Origin of the sequence: Gaetbulibacter sp. NE (genome assembly GCF_025548475.1) — a bacterium.
In the GTDB taxonomy this organism is placed as follows: Bacteria; Bacteroidota; Bacteroidia; order Flavobacteriales; family Flavobacteriaceae; genus Gaetbulibacter_B; species Gaetbulibacter_B jejuensis.
Genome location: NZ_JAOQHY010000002.1, coordinates 38,451 through 56,440, shown reverse-complemented (window position 1 = coordinate 56,440; position 17,990 = coordinate 38,451). Strand labels below are relative to the sequence as shown.

The following is a 17,990-nucleotide window of genomic DNA, read 5'->3' as shown; positions in this document are numbered from 1 at the left end:
AACAACTTAACCCTAATTAATCCTGATTATTTAATTTTAAAATCGTCCAATCCCTCTTTCAATTTGTCAAATGCTGAATAAATTCTATACTCAACAACTTTTTTGGTAACACCTAACATTTCAGCTATTTCAGCATGTTTTTTACCTTCAACTTTACTTAGCAAAAAAGCGACTCGTTGCTCTTCGGTTAAACTCTCCAGTACAGTTTGGTAACGCTCAAAATACTGTTCCTTCTCAAGTAAAAATTCGGGAGTTTCGTTTGTATATTTCTTAGGTGCTTCTTTTTCAAATTTCATCACCACTTTTTGATGCTTTATTTCATTCAACATCATGTTATTGGCAACAGTGAATAAAAAAGATTTTGCTTTACTTAATGTTACTTTTTTACAATTATCCCATAATTTCATAAAAGCATCTTGCGCTTTATCACTAGGGTTGTACTGAGCTCCATATTTATAATATAAAAAGTCGTTTAAGTCTTTTGAATACTTATTATAAACACGTTCAAAAACAGTTTCTTCGCAGATATTTTCTTTTAAATCTTTTGACAATTTGAGCACTTTAATTGCCTAAATGTATATAAATATTTTTTAAAGTGTTCAGGAGTTTTTAAAACTGAGTTGTTTAATAATAAACATTGCTTATAAAATGAAATTACAATTAAAAACCTTTTTTCTACCACTACTAGCTTTAGCTATTTTAGCTACATCATGCCGAAAAGAAGAAGTAGTATTTGAGCAAGCTCCAGAAGAAGAAACTCTAGTAGCCGGATCAGTCGTTGCCAATTTAATGCAACGCACTGCTATGAATGATGGCTCTAATGATAATATTATTGATAACGCCAATTGTTTTAATGTTGAACTTCCTGTAACGGTTATTGCCAATGGGCAAGAACTTGTAATTAACACTACTGATGATTATGAAGCTATAGAAATCATTTTTGATGATAGCGACGATGATATTGACTCTCTTGAAATAATTTTTCCTATTACAATCATTTTTTCTGACTTCAGTCAAACTGCAATAAACAACATAAGTGAACTACAAAACTTTGCAAATGACTGTAATGGTGAAAACCAATATGACGATGACATTGAATGTTTAGATTTTCAATACCCTATTACAGCTTCTTTTTTTAATACAAACAATGAAATTATAAACACTGTTACTTTCACAAATGACTTCATGTTGTTTGATTTTATTGATGAAATAGATGAAGATGATTTAATTACTATTGGGTTTCCTATCACTGTTGTTTTACAGGACAACACCGAGATTACGATTAGCAATTTTACTGAACTTGAAACAACTATAAACGCTTATGCTGAAAGTTGCGATGAAGATGATGACAATGATTACAATGATGACGATTGCGACAATTGTTCTCCTGTTGAATTAGTGAATATACTTACAAGTTGCAATAGTTGGATTGTTGATAAACTAGAACGAAATGATAATGATTATGACGATTTATATGATGGTTATACATTTCAGTTTTATGAAGAAGGCACTGTTTATGCTTATTATTTAGGAACTACATACAACGGAACATGGTCAACTAACGGTAGTGGAAACGATATAACAGTAACAATAAACATTACAGGTTTACCATATTGTAATAACGATTGGGTTTTACATGAAATTCAACAATATTCTGGGGAAACCAAAGTAGATCTTAGAGTTGGCGGTGAAGATAGATTGAGATACGAGAGTACTTGTAATTAAAAATACACTTAGTGATTGTGTTAGCCAAAGGAAAAGATTAATTGAAAAAGAAAAGTTCCACTATTATTTGTTTTTCCTAAAAGCACAACTAAGTTCTTAGATTGATGTTTAAACTGCTTCAACAATGTTGGAGCAGTTTATAAAAAAGTAAAGTCTAGGTTTTAAGCTAATGAGACAACATGAAAAAATGGATCGCCATAGTAATACTCATCATTATTGCTCTTATAGCATATAATTACATCTATCAAGACCATAGAGATATTGGAAATGAAGAAGCTGAATTTGTATTTAAAGCTTCAAATTTTTCAGCCGAATTTTCTATAAACCCCAAAGCATCTGAAAGTAAATACCTAAACAAAACCATTGAAGTGGATGGAACTGTAACTGATTCTGACAAGAACAGCATCACATTAAACAACAGTATTTTTTGTCAATTCAATACACCTCTAGACAACATCGAACGAGATAAAAACATAAAAATAAAAGGACGTGTTATAGGCTATGACGATTTACTAAACGAAATCAAATTAGACCAATGTATAATTATTAATTAACCAAAAATAAATTCAAATGAAAAACAATTACACACTCAAAACAATTATTGCCCTAATGTTCTTTACCGCATTTTGTTTTAATACAAATGCTCAAGTGAGGTTAACAGTTGTTAATCCATCAACAGGAGAAGTTACTATGCATAATTATGGAGGAACTACAGTAGACATTAGTAATTACCAATTATGTAATTTCCCAAGTTACAACCAATTAAGCTCTTTAACAGTTACTCAAGGCTCATTAAACTTAGCAGCTGGTGCTGATGTAACCGTAATAACCACAGTAATCAGTAATCCTAATGATGCAGAGTTAGGTTTATACAATTCTGCTAGTTTTGCATCATCCGTTGCTATGCAAGACTATATGCAATGGGGTTCTGCTGGACATCAACGAGAAGTCGTTGCGGTAAATAAAGGAATTTGGACAGCAGGAACTTTTGTTAATGTTGCGCCTCCATTTGAATATACTGGAAATGGTGGGCAAAATGGAGCTCCTTTTTGGGATACTTTATTAGGACTAGAAGATTTTGAAAACATTTCAAGCTTTAGTCTAACACCAAATCCAACAAACACTGTTTTAAACCTTAATTTTTCTCAAAGTGCTTTTTCAGGAGAAGTCGCAATTTACAACCTTTTAGGTAAGCAAGTAAATTCAAAAAACATAAGCAATACAAACCTAGCAACATTTGATGTCTCTTCATTAAATAGTGGTATGTATATTATTACAGTTACTTCTGAAAGCAATAAAGAGAGTAAACGTTTCATTAAAAATTGAAAAAGTGCTCTATAGAACTCTTTTAATAGTATTATTCCCATTCCTTGCATTTTCTCAAGATAGTTTGCTAGACGAAATCGATACAGACTCTTTAGAAAATCAAAAAACTATAGCGGTTTTTAAAGGGCTCAAAATTGTAAATTTTGAGTCCACAAAACTGGTTGCTAAAAACGAATTCACCTTTGTGGTTGCTCACAGGTTTGGAAGTATCGAAAACGGTTTTGACACCTTTTTTGGTCTTGATGATGCTGTCACTAGATTAAATTTTATTTATGGTATTTCAGATGCATTTAACATTAGTGTTTCTCGTAGTTCTTACCAAAAAATTTATGAAAGCGCAATTAAATATCGCTTAGTATCACAACACGACAATGGATTTCCTTTTACTATCGTTGGTTATAATTCTATTCTTGTAAATACCGCTTTAGAAAAAGACAATTTACCTAAGTTAGAGTTCAAACACCGTTTAGGCTATACAGTACAATTATTAGCTTCAAGGAAAATAAACCATAATCTTTCATTAGAGATTGCTCCTACTTTTTTCCATGACAATTTTGTACAATTTGATGAGCAAGACAATTCACAATTTGCTTTAGGTTTTGGTGGTCGTTATAAACTTGCAAGCAGGTGGTCTTTAAATGTAGATTATGGTTGGCACCTCAACAGAGCTTCAAATTCTCCTTTTAAAAATCCGCTTTCAATAGGTGTCGATTTAGAAACAGGAGGACATGTATTTCAAATGCATTTTACCAATGCACAACCAATGAACACCAATGGGTTTTTAGGACAAAGTACCGGCGATTGGAGTGATGGTAATATTTATTTCGGATTTAATTTAAGTAGAGTTTTTTAAGAATTTAAAATGAAAAAATTAATACTCATTATAAGTTGTCTTTTTATAGTCACTAATAGCTGTACCAACGCTAGCGAAGAAGATTTAATTGATGCTACTCCAATAATAGAGAACATTACCTACGTAAATGATGTTAAACCAATAATTGACAACAACTGTATTTCGTGTCACAACAACCCTCCTGTTAATAGTGCTCCAATGCCTTTACTAACTTATGAAGATGTAAAAAATGCTGTTGAAAACAGAGACTTAATTAGCAGAATTTCATCAGAAGACACTGGATTTTTAATGCCTTTTGGTGGCCCAAGATTACCTCAAAACCTAATAGACATTGTTATACAATGGGAAACCGATGGACTCTTAGAAGAATAAACATAATGAAAAAAACACTATTAATAATACTGCTTATTAGCTTCCAAAGTTTTTCTCAAGGTAAATTTTTGACTAAAACAGGCATACTAAACTTTGAAGCTTCAGTCCCTTCATTTGAAGAAGTTGCAGCAACCAATAACTCAGTAACAGCAATACTTAATACAGAAAATGGTGAGTTTGCAGCTTTAGCTTTAGTAAAAGGGTTTAGGTTTCAAAACGCATTAATGGAAGAGCATTTCAATGAAAATTATGCTGAAACCTCAAAATTTCCAAAGGCAACATTTAAAGGAAATTTAGTAGATTTTTCTCTTTCAGAAATTGAAACCGAAACGCAAATTAAAATTGAAGGCGAATTAAGCTTTCATGGAGAAACCAAAAAAATTGATAATATTTCAGCAACAATTCAAAAAAAAGGAAGCACAATTACTTTAAAAGGAAACTTTAAAGTTTTAGCTTCAGATTTTAACATAAAAATCCCCAAAATAGTTAAGAACAAACTGTCCAATGAAGTCCTTGTAAGCTTTGATTTAAAACTAATTCAGAACTAAAAACTCGCTTCTATTAGTACTGGTAAATGATCTGAAGGGTATTGCATATTCCAATTATCACTTAACACTGCATATTTGTTTATTTTAACGTCAAATGAAACGAAAACATAATCGATTCTTCGCGTTACAGGTTGGTCAAAATGAAATCCATTAAATGTACCTTCTGGACCAAAATCTAATTCTGTATCTATTTTAGAATCTTTTAAAGTTTGTGTAATATAATCAACACTTTCGTGATTAGGCTCCATATTAAAATCGCCAGTTAAAAACACAGGATGATTTTCTGTATTTAAGCTTTTAATTTTATCTAAAATTAAAACAGCGCTTTTTGAACGTGCTTCCTTACCTACATGATCAAAATGCGTATTAAATACCCAAAATTTCTTCTTGGTAGTTTTATGTTGAAACAAGGCATAGGTACACACACGATTACAAACTGCATCCCAACCCATTCCTACTCTATCTGGTGTTTGCGACAACCAAAATGTTGAAGATTCTAAAACTTCTAAGTCATCCTTCCTGTAAAATATTGCTGAATACTCACCTTCATCTTTACCATCATCACGACCAACACCCACAAAACTATAATTGGTCAACAAAGCATCTAAATCCTTCATTTGATTTGGCATTGCCTCTTGTACACCTAAAACATCTGGTTCATAAAACTTGATTTGATTCATCATAAAAGGCTTTCGGTTAGTCCAACTATTTTTACCTTCTTTCGGGTAATCTAACTTTATGTTGTAGCTCATAATTTTCAGCTCTTGAGATGTAGCCGAAAATGAAATAATTATAGCTATAATGGTAAAAAAACGCTTCATAATCATGAAATAAAAATCTTTATATATGTTTAAATCTATGCATAAATAGTTTAGTAAAAAAGCCTCTTTAAATGTATTTGATGTAAACATTTAAAGAGGCTTTTTTCATTGTATAAACTTATGAGTTTATTGTGGAGATATTCTTAAAGCATTAATATAATAAAACTGGTTTCCGTTATTATTAGAATCTCCAGCTGCAACCTTTAAGATAATTTTACCGTTAGCATCAGCTTGTACATTCGATATACAAACTGTATTTGTTGCATTATTTGCAGCGTCTAAGTTTGCTGATTGCTCGTTAGCTCCAACAAGAGTATATTTAGTATCTCTATTATCGCTTACACTATTTCTTGAAGCAAAGAAGCAAAATTCATAAGTATCATTTGATTCAAAACCTGAAAACTCAATAATACTCTCTTCAATTGGGTCATTTGATCCCCAAGCTAAAGCATGAGAATAAAAATTAGATTTTGATACTGAATCATCCATATTTAAATCAGTAGTTGTAGATCCTGCTCCTGAAGTATTATTAACACCTCTAAATCTAGAAGTTGTAGCAGCCTCAATTCCTGTAAACTGTCCATTAGTGTAAATCATATTTGGTATTGCAACACCTTCTAAAAAACCTGTATAAGCATTCCATCCATCAGGGTTATCACTAGTAGAAAAGTTAATGAATACTGGTTGAGTTAAAATACCATTTCCACCTGGATCTTGATAATCAGTTAACTCAGTAATTTCATTAGGCGTCAACACTGCTTCGTGTGCTGCTTGTTGAGCCAATTCTATATACAAAGGCAACATACCATCTGGAGAATATGAATTCCCTATAACCGACTCACCAAATAGGGTTTCATACCAAGTACAAGAAGCAATATATTTACCAAAATCGTTTAAGTGATAACCATCGCTTGTAAATCCGTCTCCTAAAAAGCTTGTTCTTGCATTTTGAATTGCAGTTCCAGCAGGTACAACCATTTCTACAGGAATTAAATTTTCAGCTAAAATGTAAGCATCTATAATTCCGTTAAACATCGTCATTTGGTCATTGTTATAGTTTGCAAAACCAGAATGCGTTGAATTTTGTGCGTAAGCCCAAGTTTTATGTAAGATATACTTAGTACATGGGTTACTATTATGACTTTTTACAGCATTATAAACAATTGGAAGTGGGTTTATAAAGGTTTCAAAAAGTCCTGATTCATAACTTGCTTGCTGAAAACTAATATAGTCCCAGTTCTCGTCAGCTACAGCCTCAGAAATAGAAACTCCAGAAGTTACTGTACGAGTTCCATCTAGGTCAATTTTTCTGTAACTATAACTATTTGAATCAGATGATGCGTTTGTAGCGTGTGTATCTAAGTTTGCACCACCAATATACATGTTCCCTACAATTACTTGCTTACCTTGAGCATTAGCTAATCCCCAAAAATGCGATTCTAACGCGTCTTCAGAAAAACTATTACCAATTGCTAAGATCTTTAAAATTCCATCATTTTCATCGTCAATAACTACTTGAGTAGATGAAGAAACTTGACCATCATCTGAGTTTAAGCTCAATGTCACAGTTCCCTCTGCAAGTGTTTGAATAGTTATTGCAAATGTTAATGGGTCAACAGTAAAATCAACTAAATTAGAAGGTTCAGCTGACCAAGTGTAGCTTCTTGATGGAAAAATAACATTATTAAATTCTGGGACAATTGTATATTGACAACTTGTCGCTAAAGTTAAGTCTCCTTCAAGTAATGCTTCAGTTTCTAAATTTGATGTTGTATAATCGTCAGATGTTCTACTACACGAATAAAAATTGATAACTAAGAATGCACAAAGACAAAAATGTGCCAACTTAATTAATTTGCTGGTTGTGAGATTTTTCATATTTATAATTATTAAGTTAATATTCAGTTTTAAAATAAATTTATTATCGTTTATAAAATTAAATTTGATTCATCTTTACTCTACAGAAATCGTTTCAGTTTGTTCCGAAATTCCGTTTTCATTATATGCTTCAATGGTAAAATAATACGGTGTATCTCTATCCAAACAGCGCATAAAATGCGTGTTGGTATCGTAAACTTGCCAAGATTGGTACAATTTGTTTGGTGCAATTCCCCAACGTATGTTATACCCTTGTGCACCTTTAACTTTATCCCAAGAAAATGAAATATCTCTGCGGTCCTTTTCTCGATTAATTTTGAAATTTGACACCTTGTTTGGTGCTTCACCTAAGCCTAAACCAAAAACTCTAACCTCTGACATCGCGAAGTTGTTTCCTGGTACTTTTATATTGTTATATCTAACGTATTTTGCTTTTACAGGTTTATCTAAAACAAGATAGGCATTTGGTGCGTCAATCTCAGATTTACTTCTATCTACAACCGTCTTCCAGTTTTTTCCATCTTCAGAAGTTTCAATAGTAAATTGATGTTTTAATCCTTCAACACGTGTGTAAATTCCTGATTCGTGATCGTGGTAATTTAACTGAATAGCGTGTACAGTTCCTTCATTTAACAATTCGATTGTGATCCATTGTTGATTGTCATTAGCTTCGGCAACCCAAAAGGTTTTAGGGTTTTCGTCGGTTAAAACTTTTGAAGTTATTTTCCCTTCAGCATTGGTTTCTGTTGGGATTTCTTTGACTTCAACTTCATCATCATTAGACGTAAATTTCATGATTTGTTGAAGCGAAGATGAAACTGTTACATTGCCTTTATACGATAATAACATCCAACCATTATGTTGTCCGGCTTTTGTTGGGTGATTAGCGCCATAACGTGGATAATCGCCATAAGAGGTATTGCTGTACATTAAACCATCTTCGTCAAAATAGGTAGGGAACATGCATAAACGACGTTCCCATTGTGCATTAGATGCCAACGCCATCGTCGCAAAATGCCAGTATTGACCGTTGGTTTGCTTTACTGTAATACCGTGTCCTGCACCATTGGTAAATCCGCCAGGTTTAAAACTCATCGGATTATTTTTCATATAGGTGAAAGGTCCAAGTGGCGAATCGCCAACATACACACCATCTGCATAGACATTAAATTGCGTACCTGGTGCTGCATATTGTAAATAGTACTTTCCGTTGTGTTTAGTCATTGACGCGCCTTCCATATAACCTTCTTTTAAAGTTGGATGAAAGTTGTTTTCACCAAAACGTTCCCAACCGTGCTTTTCTTCATCTAAATTAATTAGCTCTTTTCTAACACCAGTTTCTAAAAAGCGATCGTCTTTATTCAGCATTTTTACACGGATAGGATGCACGTTAGAACTTCCCCAATATAAATACGACTTACCATCGTCATCAATAAATAATTCGGAATCTTGAATGTTATTTGAAATAGATGCTGTTGGTGACCATAATCCTTTTTTAGGATCGTCGGTATATAAAATACTTCCGTAACCAGCAGGATCGCCAGCAAAATAAACTAGTGAATCTTTATAATTGAAAGCTGTTGGCGCATTACTACCTTCAAAAAACCATTGTTGCGGTTTGATAAATTTCCAGTTGACTAAATCTTTAGAATGCCAATACCCAAAAGATCGTGTCACGAACATATAATATTCGCCTTTAAACTCTATAACCGCTGGATCTGCACCAGAACGATAGGATTGATTTCTGGCAGAATTGTAAACCATATAGGTGTAATCAATATCTAACGGATTGATGTAGGTTTGCGTGGTGTCTATTGTTGCTGTTTCAGTTTTATTATCTTCTATAACAATAGTATTTTCTTGTTTTTGTTTACAAGATACCATTGCTATAATTACGAATGCGAGTTGTATGCTATGTTTTAATTTCATCTGTTAATTTTTATTGTTTTTCAATCGTCAGATGGAACATCTTATTAATATGCTCACTAAGTGACTTGAGATTAATCAGAGATGTTTCATTTTAATGATGATGATATTTTGATCCTGTGTTACCTCTTAATCTGTCAAATTGCCTGTAAGCATTATCAACACGTTGCTTTGGCGCTTTTTCAAATTCTTTTTCGGTAACTTTATATTGTTGTTGTAATTCGGCTAAACGTGTTCTTAATTTGGTTTCAATCTCGTCGTAATTTTCGTCATCGATAAGGTTGATTAACTCTTTTGGGTCGGTTTGTAAATCGTATAATTCCCACTCATCAATATCGTCGTACACGTGAATTAACTTATAACGATTGGTACGAACACCATACATCTTTTTAACCATATGGAATGCTGGATAATCGTAATAATGGTAGTAAACCGCATCTCTAAAACCTTCTTTGTTTTCAGTGCCATCTAATAAACCTGCAAAGGATTTTCCTTGCATATCATTAGGTATATCAACATTTGCAAAATCTAAAAAGGTTTCAGCAAAGTCTAGGTTTTGGGTTAAGCCTTCAACAACAGTTCCTGGTTTGATTTTTTCAGGATATTGGATTAATAATGGCATTTTTAAGGATTCTTCATACATAAATCGCTTATCAAACCATCCTTTTTCGCCTAAATAAAACCCTTGGTCTGATGTGTACACAACAATGGTGTTTTCGGTTAAACCATTAGCATCTAAATAATCTAATATCTTCCCGATACCTTCATCTACCGAAGCTATTGTTGATAAATATTCTTGTAAATAACGTTGTCCTTTCCATTCTGCTAACGCCTTTTCAGATAAATTAGCATCGTGAAATGCATCATTTTTTGGTTGATAGGCTTTATCCCAAGCTGCACGTTGCTCTGGTGTCATACGTTCAAAATCTGTTTTCCAAGGATTCCAAGCCAATTCTGGATTGCCTTTTTCTTTGGTCATTTTAAGGTCGTGACCTTCGTACATATCACGATAGATAGTCTGTAACTGCTCTTTTGATGCTGTTGAATTTTCATGCTTTGTAAAATACGTGTCAGGTAACGGAAATTGCACCGAATCGTACTTATTAACGTGACGTAACGCTGGCATCCAATTACGATGTGGCGCTTTGTGATGCACCATTAAAAAGAAAGGCTGGTCGCTGTTTTTCTTTTCATCTATGTAATCAATTGCATAATCTGTAATTAAGTCGGTTGCATAACCTTTAACCACAGTGGTATCTGGTAATTTGGTTGTCCAATGCGCAGTGGTATCAATGTGTTTTTTGTTGATGTGAACTGTATCTTGAATCTTAATAAACTGCGGATTGTAATAGTTCCCTTGGTCGTTTAAAATATTCCAGTGGTCAAAACCTTCAGGATATCCGTGTAAATGCCATTTACCGACAATTGCAGTATTGTAACCTGACTCTTTCAATAATTTTGGAAGCGTTTGTTGTGAACCATCAAAACGGTCGCCATTCATTCTAAATCCATTAATATGACTATGTTTCCCGGTTAAAACTACAGCACGACTTGGTCCGCAAATAGAATTGGTACAGAAATTATTTTTGAAAATCGCACCGTTTTTTGCCAATCTATCAATGTTTGGTGTTGGTGCCAGTTGACCAATAGGATGACCATACGCACTAATGGCTTGTGCAGCATGGTCGTCTGCCATAATGTAAATGATGTTTGGTCTTGTTATGTTCTCGACTGCGCTCGAACTGACATCCTTTTTATGTTTATCTTTACAAGATAGGAGTGTCAATAAAAAAAATGATAGTATAAAAATAAACAGAGCATTACCAATACTCTTGTTCTCGATACATTTCGACTTTTGGGTCGAAATACTCGAACTGACGCTTTTATTTGTATTCAAAAAATACATTACTTTTTCGTTTTTATAATTTTAGTTTGAACAACCTCATCGTTAATCACTGTACGCTCAAAAAAGTTGAACACAATATCCAATTCTTCATAAGGAATTCTGGAAATTTCGTGACGTGCTTCTTTAACAATATTGAAATAAAAAGACGTTTCAAATTCCTCTAATTTATCAGCAATAATTTTAGAACCATCTAGCATTATATAACCATCCTTTGTTGGCGCGCAATAATGGTGTGGCGCATTTCCGTAAGGTACCAATTGGTCTTTTGTACCGTGATACAACACAGTTGGCACAGCGTTTTCTGGCGTCATATAACTTGCATCTACAATAGCACCAGCGCAAGAAAAAGCACCAGCGAATTTTACATTGCTATACGCTTCGGCATTATCTAAAAAATACTCGCGCATAAAAACTGCATTTAGAATGCCTTCAGCACCAGCGCTACTACCACCAGCAATGATTTTTGTAGTATCAATTTGAAGCTCGTTAGCGTGTTCAACTACATATTTTGCAGCATCCATATAATCGATAGCAGCTTGTTTAAAGGTCTCAAGCTTTTCGTCCTTACTACAATCGCAACCAAAACCTGTTTTTGTACCTTTTCTTAGCAAACGGTACGAAATGGAAATACCAATGTAATTCTGCTCTTTCGCTGCATATTTAACTAAATTTTCATCATCTATGTATTCTCTATGACCACCTGAAAATCCGCCACCATGCATCCAAAGCAATACAGGTAACGTGTCTGTTTTTTTGATGTTTTCTGGTGTGTAAACGTCTAGTTTTAATGTGTCTTTTCCTTTGATCGAGTAGGTGTAAGTCGCTTTGTTTTGTGCCGAAATTGTTAACACAAAAAAGAAAATAAATACGTTTATTACTAATTTCATTTAGTCTAGTTTTTCAATTAAAATACCGCTAATTACAGGTAAACCTTCAATAGCGTTGAGTTTTAAAGTTAATCCTTTTTTTGTTTGAATAGTTGCCTGCAGCGTTATACCATATTTTTCTGGATAAGCTTGAGCCAAGTTCAATTGTTCTTCTATTAATGTATCGTTAATATACACATCAAAAATGCGCTGTGTTCTAGTATTTCTTGAAGTTACTTTTGAAAGGTTATAAATATTTTCAGTTGGTTTAATTTGTGGCTCTACAAAATATAATTTTACCTTATAGTTACCTTCAGGAACGTCCAGTTGATATTCTGTGCAACCTTCCAATAAGGTTTGAAATAACGGTTCTGCATCGGTGTTCTTAATGTTATGTGGCAGACCTTGATTTTTATCTTTGGTCATCCCAAAAGCTAAACCATCTTTATATCCAAACCATCCTTTTTTATACGCTTGGTCTGGTACAAATGTGATGTTTTGTGTTTTATCATAAAAGTTGAAATGCGCACCTAAATTGATACCGAAACGTTTGAAGTTTTTAAAATCAAAAACTTCAATACGATTAACTTTTATTGTTTTTTCTTCGGAAATGGTTCCTGTTGAAACTCTAATAGAATTATTTCCATTTTTGAAAGACATATCAATAGAAATAACACCGTTTTCAACTTTAAAATCACCTAAATTGTGACCATTCAAACTGACATTGACGTCATTTTGATTTGAATATATTTGGATAGGAACAGTTTCATTTTCTAAAACTGTTAGTTGCTTTAAATAATCTGTTGAGATATGTATGAATGGTTTTTTATTATCTAAAACTGATTTGTACCAATAGTAAATGTCTTTTGGTGTTCGGTCGTACTGCACAAGTCCTTTTTGGTTGACGTGCGGAATGGCATCACCACGAAATTCTGAACCAAAATCGGCAAAATTCCACGTTGTCATTCCTGTCATAAATGGTCTGTCTGTAATCTGTTTGTAATACGATTGATGCAATTTTGCTTGATAATTGGTGGAAAAGTCGAACTTTTTGGGTGTTTTGGTAAAGATTCTAACATCTGCACCAGGACCATATTCCGACAACAATAACGAACGTTTTGGATAGCGTTGATGTTGTTGGTCCAAGAATTTACCTAAATCTTCAATCTGCCCATCATACCAACCAAAGTACAGATTCCAACCAAACAGCATTGGTAAATCTGCTATGCCAGTATCGTTATAAACTTCGTTTAAATGACCAGCCATAACTGTAATGTGGTTAGGTGCCAATTTTCGGGTTAAATCTTCTAGCTGGTTGGCGAGTTTTAAAGTCGTTGTTTTTAGAGCTTCTTTTTCTTTATCAGACGATTTTCTATCGAATGCTAAACGCAGAAAAATTTCGTTCATATATCCAAACATTACTACACTTGGGTAATTGTAATATTGTTTGATGTGCTCGTTTTGCATTGTATGTGAGACCTCAAAGAAGGTTTCAGAATCGGTCACTTTATTTACTATTGGTATTTCAGTCCATACCAAAATACCAAGTTCGTCACAAAGTTTGTATAATTCTCTAGAATGCGGATAATGTGCAAAACGTATCACATTTGCACCCATATTTTTAATAAGATGAATATCTTGTTTTTGTAGCTCAATGGGTACTGCATTACCATAATCTTTATAATCTTGATGACTATTTACACCAATTAATTTTATTGGTTTTCCGTTAAGAAAAAAGCCTTTTTCAGGATCTACAGTTGCCCAACGAAAGCCTAAATTAGACTGTTTTTGATCTAAAATGGTTCCGTTTTTATCACTTAAGGTTAGTTGTAATTTGTATAAATATGGATTGTCTGGTGACCACAATTTTTGGTTTTTAATTTCAGGAAACGTGACCTTTACGATTTCGGTTTTATTGGATTTTAAAGTTAATCCTTGATGTTCTTCTCTAATACGATTTCCTTCGGCATCTAAAATTTCAAGATATAAATGTGCATCGGTTTTGGTTTCAAAATTATCTATTAATACGTCAACTTTTACACCAGCTTTGTCGTTGGAAACGTTGTAATAATTGACATAAAAACCATCGGATGCAAAATCCTTTAAACTAAAATGCTGTTTTGGGACTTTAATCAATTCCACATTACGACAAATACCACCATAAAAGGTGAAATCTGCATCTGATGGCGGAATGTTGTCGTTGTGAGCATTATCGACTTCAACTTCAATTAAATTATAAGCATCAAAGTTTAAAAGCGATGTAATTTCAAAATTAAACGCTGTGTAACCACCTTTGTGATTGGTTGCTTTTTTTCCATTAATAAAAACAGTCGCTTCCTGATTTACAGCGTTAAATTTTAGATAGAAAATCTGGTCTTTATCTTGAGAAGACACATAGATTTGCTTTTTGTAGTAGCCTAAGCCACGACGGTAACCAGACTCGTCATCAAAAGCATCTTTATCATTCCACGTATGTGGAATATTTACGGTTTGCCAATGGGTTTTATCCTCGGAATATTGCCAACCCGAATTGATGATTTTAGATTGTGCGTGACTTAAAAAAAGGGAAGCCACACACGCCATTAAAACTAGGGAAAACGTCTTATATTTTATGTGTGGCATAATAATTAGCTATTAATCTAAAAGTTTGAATGAATTTTTTAATGCAACATCAGAGTTTGTTCCGATAGCAACTTGGAATTCACCAGGTTCTGCAACAAAATCTAAATTAGAGTTGTAGAATTTTAAGTCTTCAACCGAAATTTTAAAAGTAACTGTTACAGTTTCACCCTTTTTAATGAATACTTTTTGGAAGCCTTTTAGCTCTTTTACAGGTCTTGTTACACTGCCAACTAAGTCTCTTATATATAATTGAGCTACTTCTTTTCCGTCGTAGTCACCAGTATTTGTAATATCTACCGAAATATTAATTGTATCGTTTTGAGACATTGATGTTTTATCTAATTTAAGATCACCATACTCAAAGGTAGTGTAGCTTAATCCGTAACCAAACGGATATAAAGGCTCGTTACGAACATCTAAATAATTGGTTTTGAATTTTTCAAAATGACCTTCGTCGTTTCCTAATGGACGACCTGTATTTTTGTGATTATAGAATAACGGAACTTGACCAACATTTCTTGGGAATGTTGCCGTTAATTTTCCTGAAGGGTTAACATCACCAAACAGCACATCTGAAATGGATAAACCAGCTTCGCTACCAGGAAACCAAACATTAAGGATTGCCGGAACAGTTTCACTCTCTTCAACTAACGTTAGAGGTCTACCTGTAAACAGTACTAAAACAACCGGTTTTCCTGTTTTTAATAAGGCTTGTAATAAATCTTTTTGAACTTGCGGAATGCCTAAATCTGTGCGACTACTACTTTCTCCACTAAACTCAGCAGACTCACCAATAGTAGCTACAATAACATCAGATTTTTTAGCGATTGCTAAAGCCTCATCAAGCATTTGCTGATCGGTTCTTCCATCTCTTGGGATATCTTTACCGAACATTGTAACGCGTTTTTCTAAATCTAAATCGTAATCTACATTACTTCCTTTTGCATATAACAAATTAACATCGTTACCAACGGTTTGTTGTAAACCGTCCCAAACTGAAATAGAACTTTGATGATCTGTAGATACAGACCAAGTACCAGCCATATTACTATTAGCTTTAGCTAACGGACCAATAACAGCAATAGTACCAGATTTTTTTAATGGTAAAAGCTGATTATCATTTTTTAATAATACTGAAGATTCTGCACCAACAAGACGTGCATAATCTCTATTTTCTTGTGTGTAAGTTTCGTTTTTAGCACGCTCTTCACTGCAATATTTGTAAGGATTGTCAAATAAACCTAATTGATATTTTGCGGTTAACACACGTGCTACAGCAGTATCAATATCTTCCATAGAAATTCTACCTTGGTCTAAAGCGCCTTTTAAAGCATGCGTAAAAGAGGCTTTAATATTTGGCGAATCACCAGCCATATCCATATCTAATCCAGCTTTTAATGCTAGTGACGTTACATCGTATTCGTCACCCATTCCGTGTGCACGCATTTCGTAAATACCAGTATAATCAGACACTACAAAACCATCAAATCCCCAATCATCACGAAGTAAATCTGTTAATAACCATTTGTTTCCAGTTGCAGGAACACCATCAATCTCGTTAAACGATGCCATTACAGAACCAACACCTTCGTCTACAGCAGCTTTGTAAGGCGCTAAATATTCGTTATACATACGAATACGGCTCATATCTACTGTATTGTAATCTCTACCTGCTTCTGGCGCACCATATAATGCAAAGTGTTTTACACAAGACATTAAGGTATTATTTGCAGCCACATCATCTTGCTGATAGCCACGAACCATAGCGCGAGCAATAGCGCTACCTAAAAAAGGATCTTCACCATTTCCTTCGGAAACGCGTCCCCAACGTGGATCTCGAGAAATGTCTACCATTGGGGAAAAGGTCCAGTTAATACCGTTTGCACTAGCTTCATTAGCTGCAATTTGTGCTGTTTTTTCAATCATGTCCATATCCCAAGAGGCAGATAAACCTAACGGAATTGGGAATGTGGTTTTAAAACCGTGAATTACATCCATTCCGAAAATAAGTGGAATACCAAGTCGGCTTTTTTCAACTGCAATTTTCTGAACTTCATAAATATTTTTTGGATCTTTAATATTGAAAAGACCACCAATTTTACCGTCTTCAATCTTTTTTACAACATCAGTACTTTTTGAAGCACCTGTTGTAATTGGACCTGTAGCAGGAAGGTTTAATTGACCAATTTTTTCATCTAAAGTCATTAACCCGATAATAGAATCTACTTTAGTTTGATATGGGTTATCGCTTTTTGCCGATGTAGTTTTGTTGCTATTGGTATTGCACGATATAGCAGTTAGTAACCCAAAACCTATTGCTAGGGATTTTATGTTAGTAAGTTTAAGCGTTGTCATTATTTATTTTTTTGATTTAGAGAAAAGCCATGTTAATAATTCAGGTTCTGCAAAAGCAGGATCCCAACTGTTGTGATTTGCATCTGAGTATAAAGTGAAATTCGGTTTTCCGCCATTTTCTAGAATAGCATTAACCATTTTTATTGAACCTTTTGGGTCTACAACATCATCATTTGCACCATGAAACACCCATAAATCTACTTTTGTTGCGTAGTTTTTAGTTAGTTCGGCATTACCGTCACCGCAAATAGCGATAGCAGCAGCGAACATGTCTGGTTGTCTTGATAGAATTTCGAATGTTCCCATGCCTCCCATAGATAATCCGCCAACATAAACTTTGTCTGTATTTACATAGTCTTTGCTGGTAACTTCTTGCATTAAATCTATAACCAATTGCATTGGTTTTGTAGCTTCTTTATCTTTAGGAAACACTAATTTTATTGGAAAAGATGACCGATCTACATCTGCATTAGACCAGTAACTATCTTTTGGACATTGCGGGAAAATTACTATTGCAGGAAATGCACCACGATTGGTTTTGTCTGCAAATAATTTACTTCCGTGTGCTAACTGTCTTTGGTTATCATTTCCACGTTCGCCAGCACCATGAAGAAATAATAAAACAGGATATTGTTTGTCTTCTGAAAAATTTTCAGGGTACATAATACGGTACTTAAGCGTGTCTTTGCCTTTAATATGAACCTTTTCTTTATAAAGATCTTTTTGTGCAAATGCTAGTGATGTCATTAGTAGCAGACAAAAAGTAATTTGCGTTTTAATGTGTTTCATTTT

General features: G+C 33.8%; 15 protein-coding genes. 6 read left to right on the top strand and 9 right to left on the bottom strand.

From position 1 onward, the window contains the following. Positions 1 to 26 precede the first annotated feature (26 nt). Positions 27 to 551, bottom strand: coding sequence for an RNA polymerase sigma factor (locus tag OD803_RS04905; protein ID WP_262732566.1), 525 nt, complete (start codon positions 549 to 551; stop codon positions 27 to 29). Positions 552 to 648: 97 nt separating this feature from the next. Here OD803_RS04905 and OD803_RS04900 point away from each other — a divergent pair, with 97 nt between their 5' ends. The 6 genes from OD803_RS04900 to OD803_RS04875 all read left to right on the top strand — a co-directional run bounded on the left by OD803_RS04900 (position 649) and on the right by OD803_RS04875 (position 4,824). Beyond that, on the top strand, positions 649 to 1,725 hold the full coding sequence (locus OD803_RS04900) for a hypothetical protein (protein ID WP_262732565.1): 1,077 nt from the start codon (positions 649 to 651) through the stop codon (positions 1,723 to 1,725). 179 nt (positions 1,726 to 1,904) lie between these two features. Continuing rightward, entirely contained in the window at positions 1,905 to 2,279 is a 375-nt protein-coding gene (locus tag OD803_RS04895; RefSeq protein ID WP_262732564.1) for an OB-fold putative lipoprotein, read from the top strand. A gap of 16 nt (positions 2,280 to 2,295) precedes the next feature. Beyond that, positions 2,296 to 3,051: a T9SS type A sorting domain-containing protein gene (locus tag OD803_RS04890; RefSeq protein WP_134201117.1), complete on the top strand. Its 756-nt coding sequence runs from the start codon at positions 2,296 to 2,298 to the stop codon at positions 3,049 to 3,051. Positions 3,052 to 3,055: 4 nt separating this feature from the next. Continuing rightward, a complete protein-coding gene (locus OD803_RS04885) occupies positions 3,056 to 3,904 on the top strand; it encodes a DUF5777 family beta-barrel protein (RefSeq protein ID WP_262732563.1) in 849 nt (282 codons plus the stop codon). 9 nt (positions 3,905 to 3,913) lie between these two features. Then, on the top strand, positions 3,914 to 4,276 hold the full coding sequence (locus OD803_RS04880) for a hypothetical protein (RefSeq protein WP_262732562.1): 363 nt from the start codon (positions 3,914 to 3,916) through the stop codon (positions 4,274 to 4,276). Positions 4,277 to 4,281: 5 nt separating this feature from the next. After that, positions 4,282 to 4,824 (top strand): YceI family protein, encoded by a 543-nt coding sequence (locus tag OD803_RS04875; RefSeq protein WP_262732561.1) that lies wholly within the window; start codon positions 4,282 to 4,284, stop codon positions 4,822 to 4,824. Here OD803_RS04875 and OD803_RS04870 read toward each other — a convergent pair. The 8 genes from OD803_RS04870 to OD803_RS04835 form a co-directional block, all read right to left on the bottom strand. Further along, the gene (locus OD803_RS04870) at positions 4,821 to 5,735 is read right to left on the bottom strand and encodes an endonuclease/exonuclease/phosphatase family protein (RefSeq protein WP_332006930.1); all 915 of its coding nucleotides are present in this window, start codon (positions 5,733 to 5,735) and stop codon (positions 4,821 to 4,823) included. The two genes, OD803_RS04875 and OD803_RS04870, sit on opposite strands and share 4 nt — an antisense overlap. A gap of 36 nt (positions 5,736 to 5,771) precedes the next feature. Then, on the bottom strand, positions 5,772 to 7,523 hold the full coding sequence (locus OD803_RS04865) for a DUF4886 domain-containing protein (RefSeq protein ID WP_262732560.1): 1,752 nt from the start codon (positions 7,521 to 7,523) through the stop codon (positions 5,772 to 5,774). A gap of 75 nt (positions 7,524 to 7,598) precedes the next feature. After that, positions 7,599 to 9,452, bottom strand: a complete 1,854-nt coding sequence (locus OD803_RS04860; protein WP_262732559.1) for a family 43 glycosylhydrolase — start codon at positions 9,450 to 9,452, stop codon at positions 7,599 to 7,601. 91 nt (positions 9,453 to 9,543) lie between these two features. Beyond that, positions 9,544 to 11,145, bottom strand: coding sequence for a sulfatase family protein (locus OD803_RS04855; protein ID WP_442899850.1), 1,602 nt, complete (start codon positions 11,143 to 11,145; stop codon positions 9,544 to 9,546). Positions 11,146 to 11,354: 209 nt separating this feature from the next. Continuing rightward, positions 11,355 to 12,242 carry an alpha/beta hydrolase gene (locus OD803_RS04850; RefSeq protein WP_262732558.1) on the bottom strand — a complete coding sequence of 296 codons (888 nt, stop codon included), beginning with the start codon at positions 12,240 to 12,242 and terminating at the stop codon, positions 11,355 to 11,357. After that, on the bottom strand, positions 12,243 to 14,843 hold the full coding sequence (locus OD803_RS04845; protein WP_262732557.1) for a glycoside hydrolase family 2 TIM barrel-domain containing protein: 2,601 nt from the start codon (positions 14,841 to 14,843) through the stop codon (positions 12,243 to 12,245). A gap of 12 nt (positions 14,844 to 14,855) precedes the next feature. Next, complete coding sequence (bglX, locus tag OD803_RS04840; protein WP_262732556.1) at positions 14,856 to 17,198, bottom strand: beta-glucosidase BglX; 2,343 nt, start codon at positions 17,196 to 17,198, stop codon at positions 14,856 to 14,858. A 3-nt stretch (positions 17,199 to 17,201) separates the two neighbouring features. After that, the gene (locus tag OD803_RS04835) at positions 17,202 to 17,987 is read right to left on the bottom strand and encodes a prolyl oligopeptidase family serine peptidase (RefSeq protein WP_262732555.1); all 786 of its coding nucleotides are present in this window, start codon (positions 17,985 to 17,987) and stop codon (positions 17,202 to 17,204) included. Between the last annotated feature and the right edge of the window lie 3 nt (positions 17,988 to 17,990).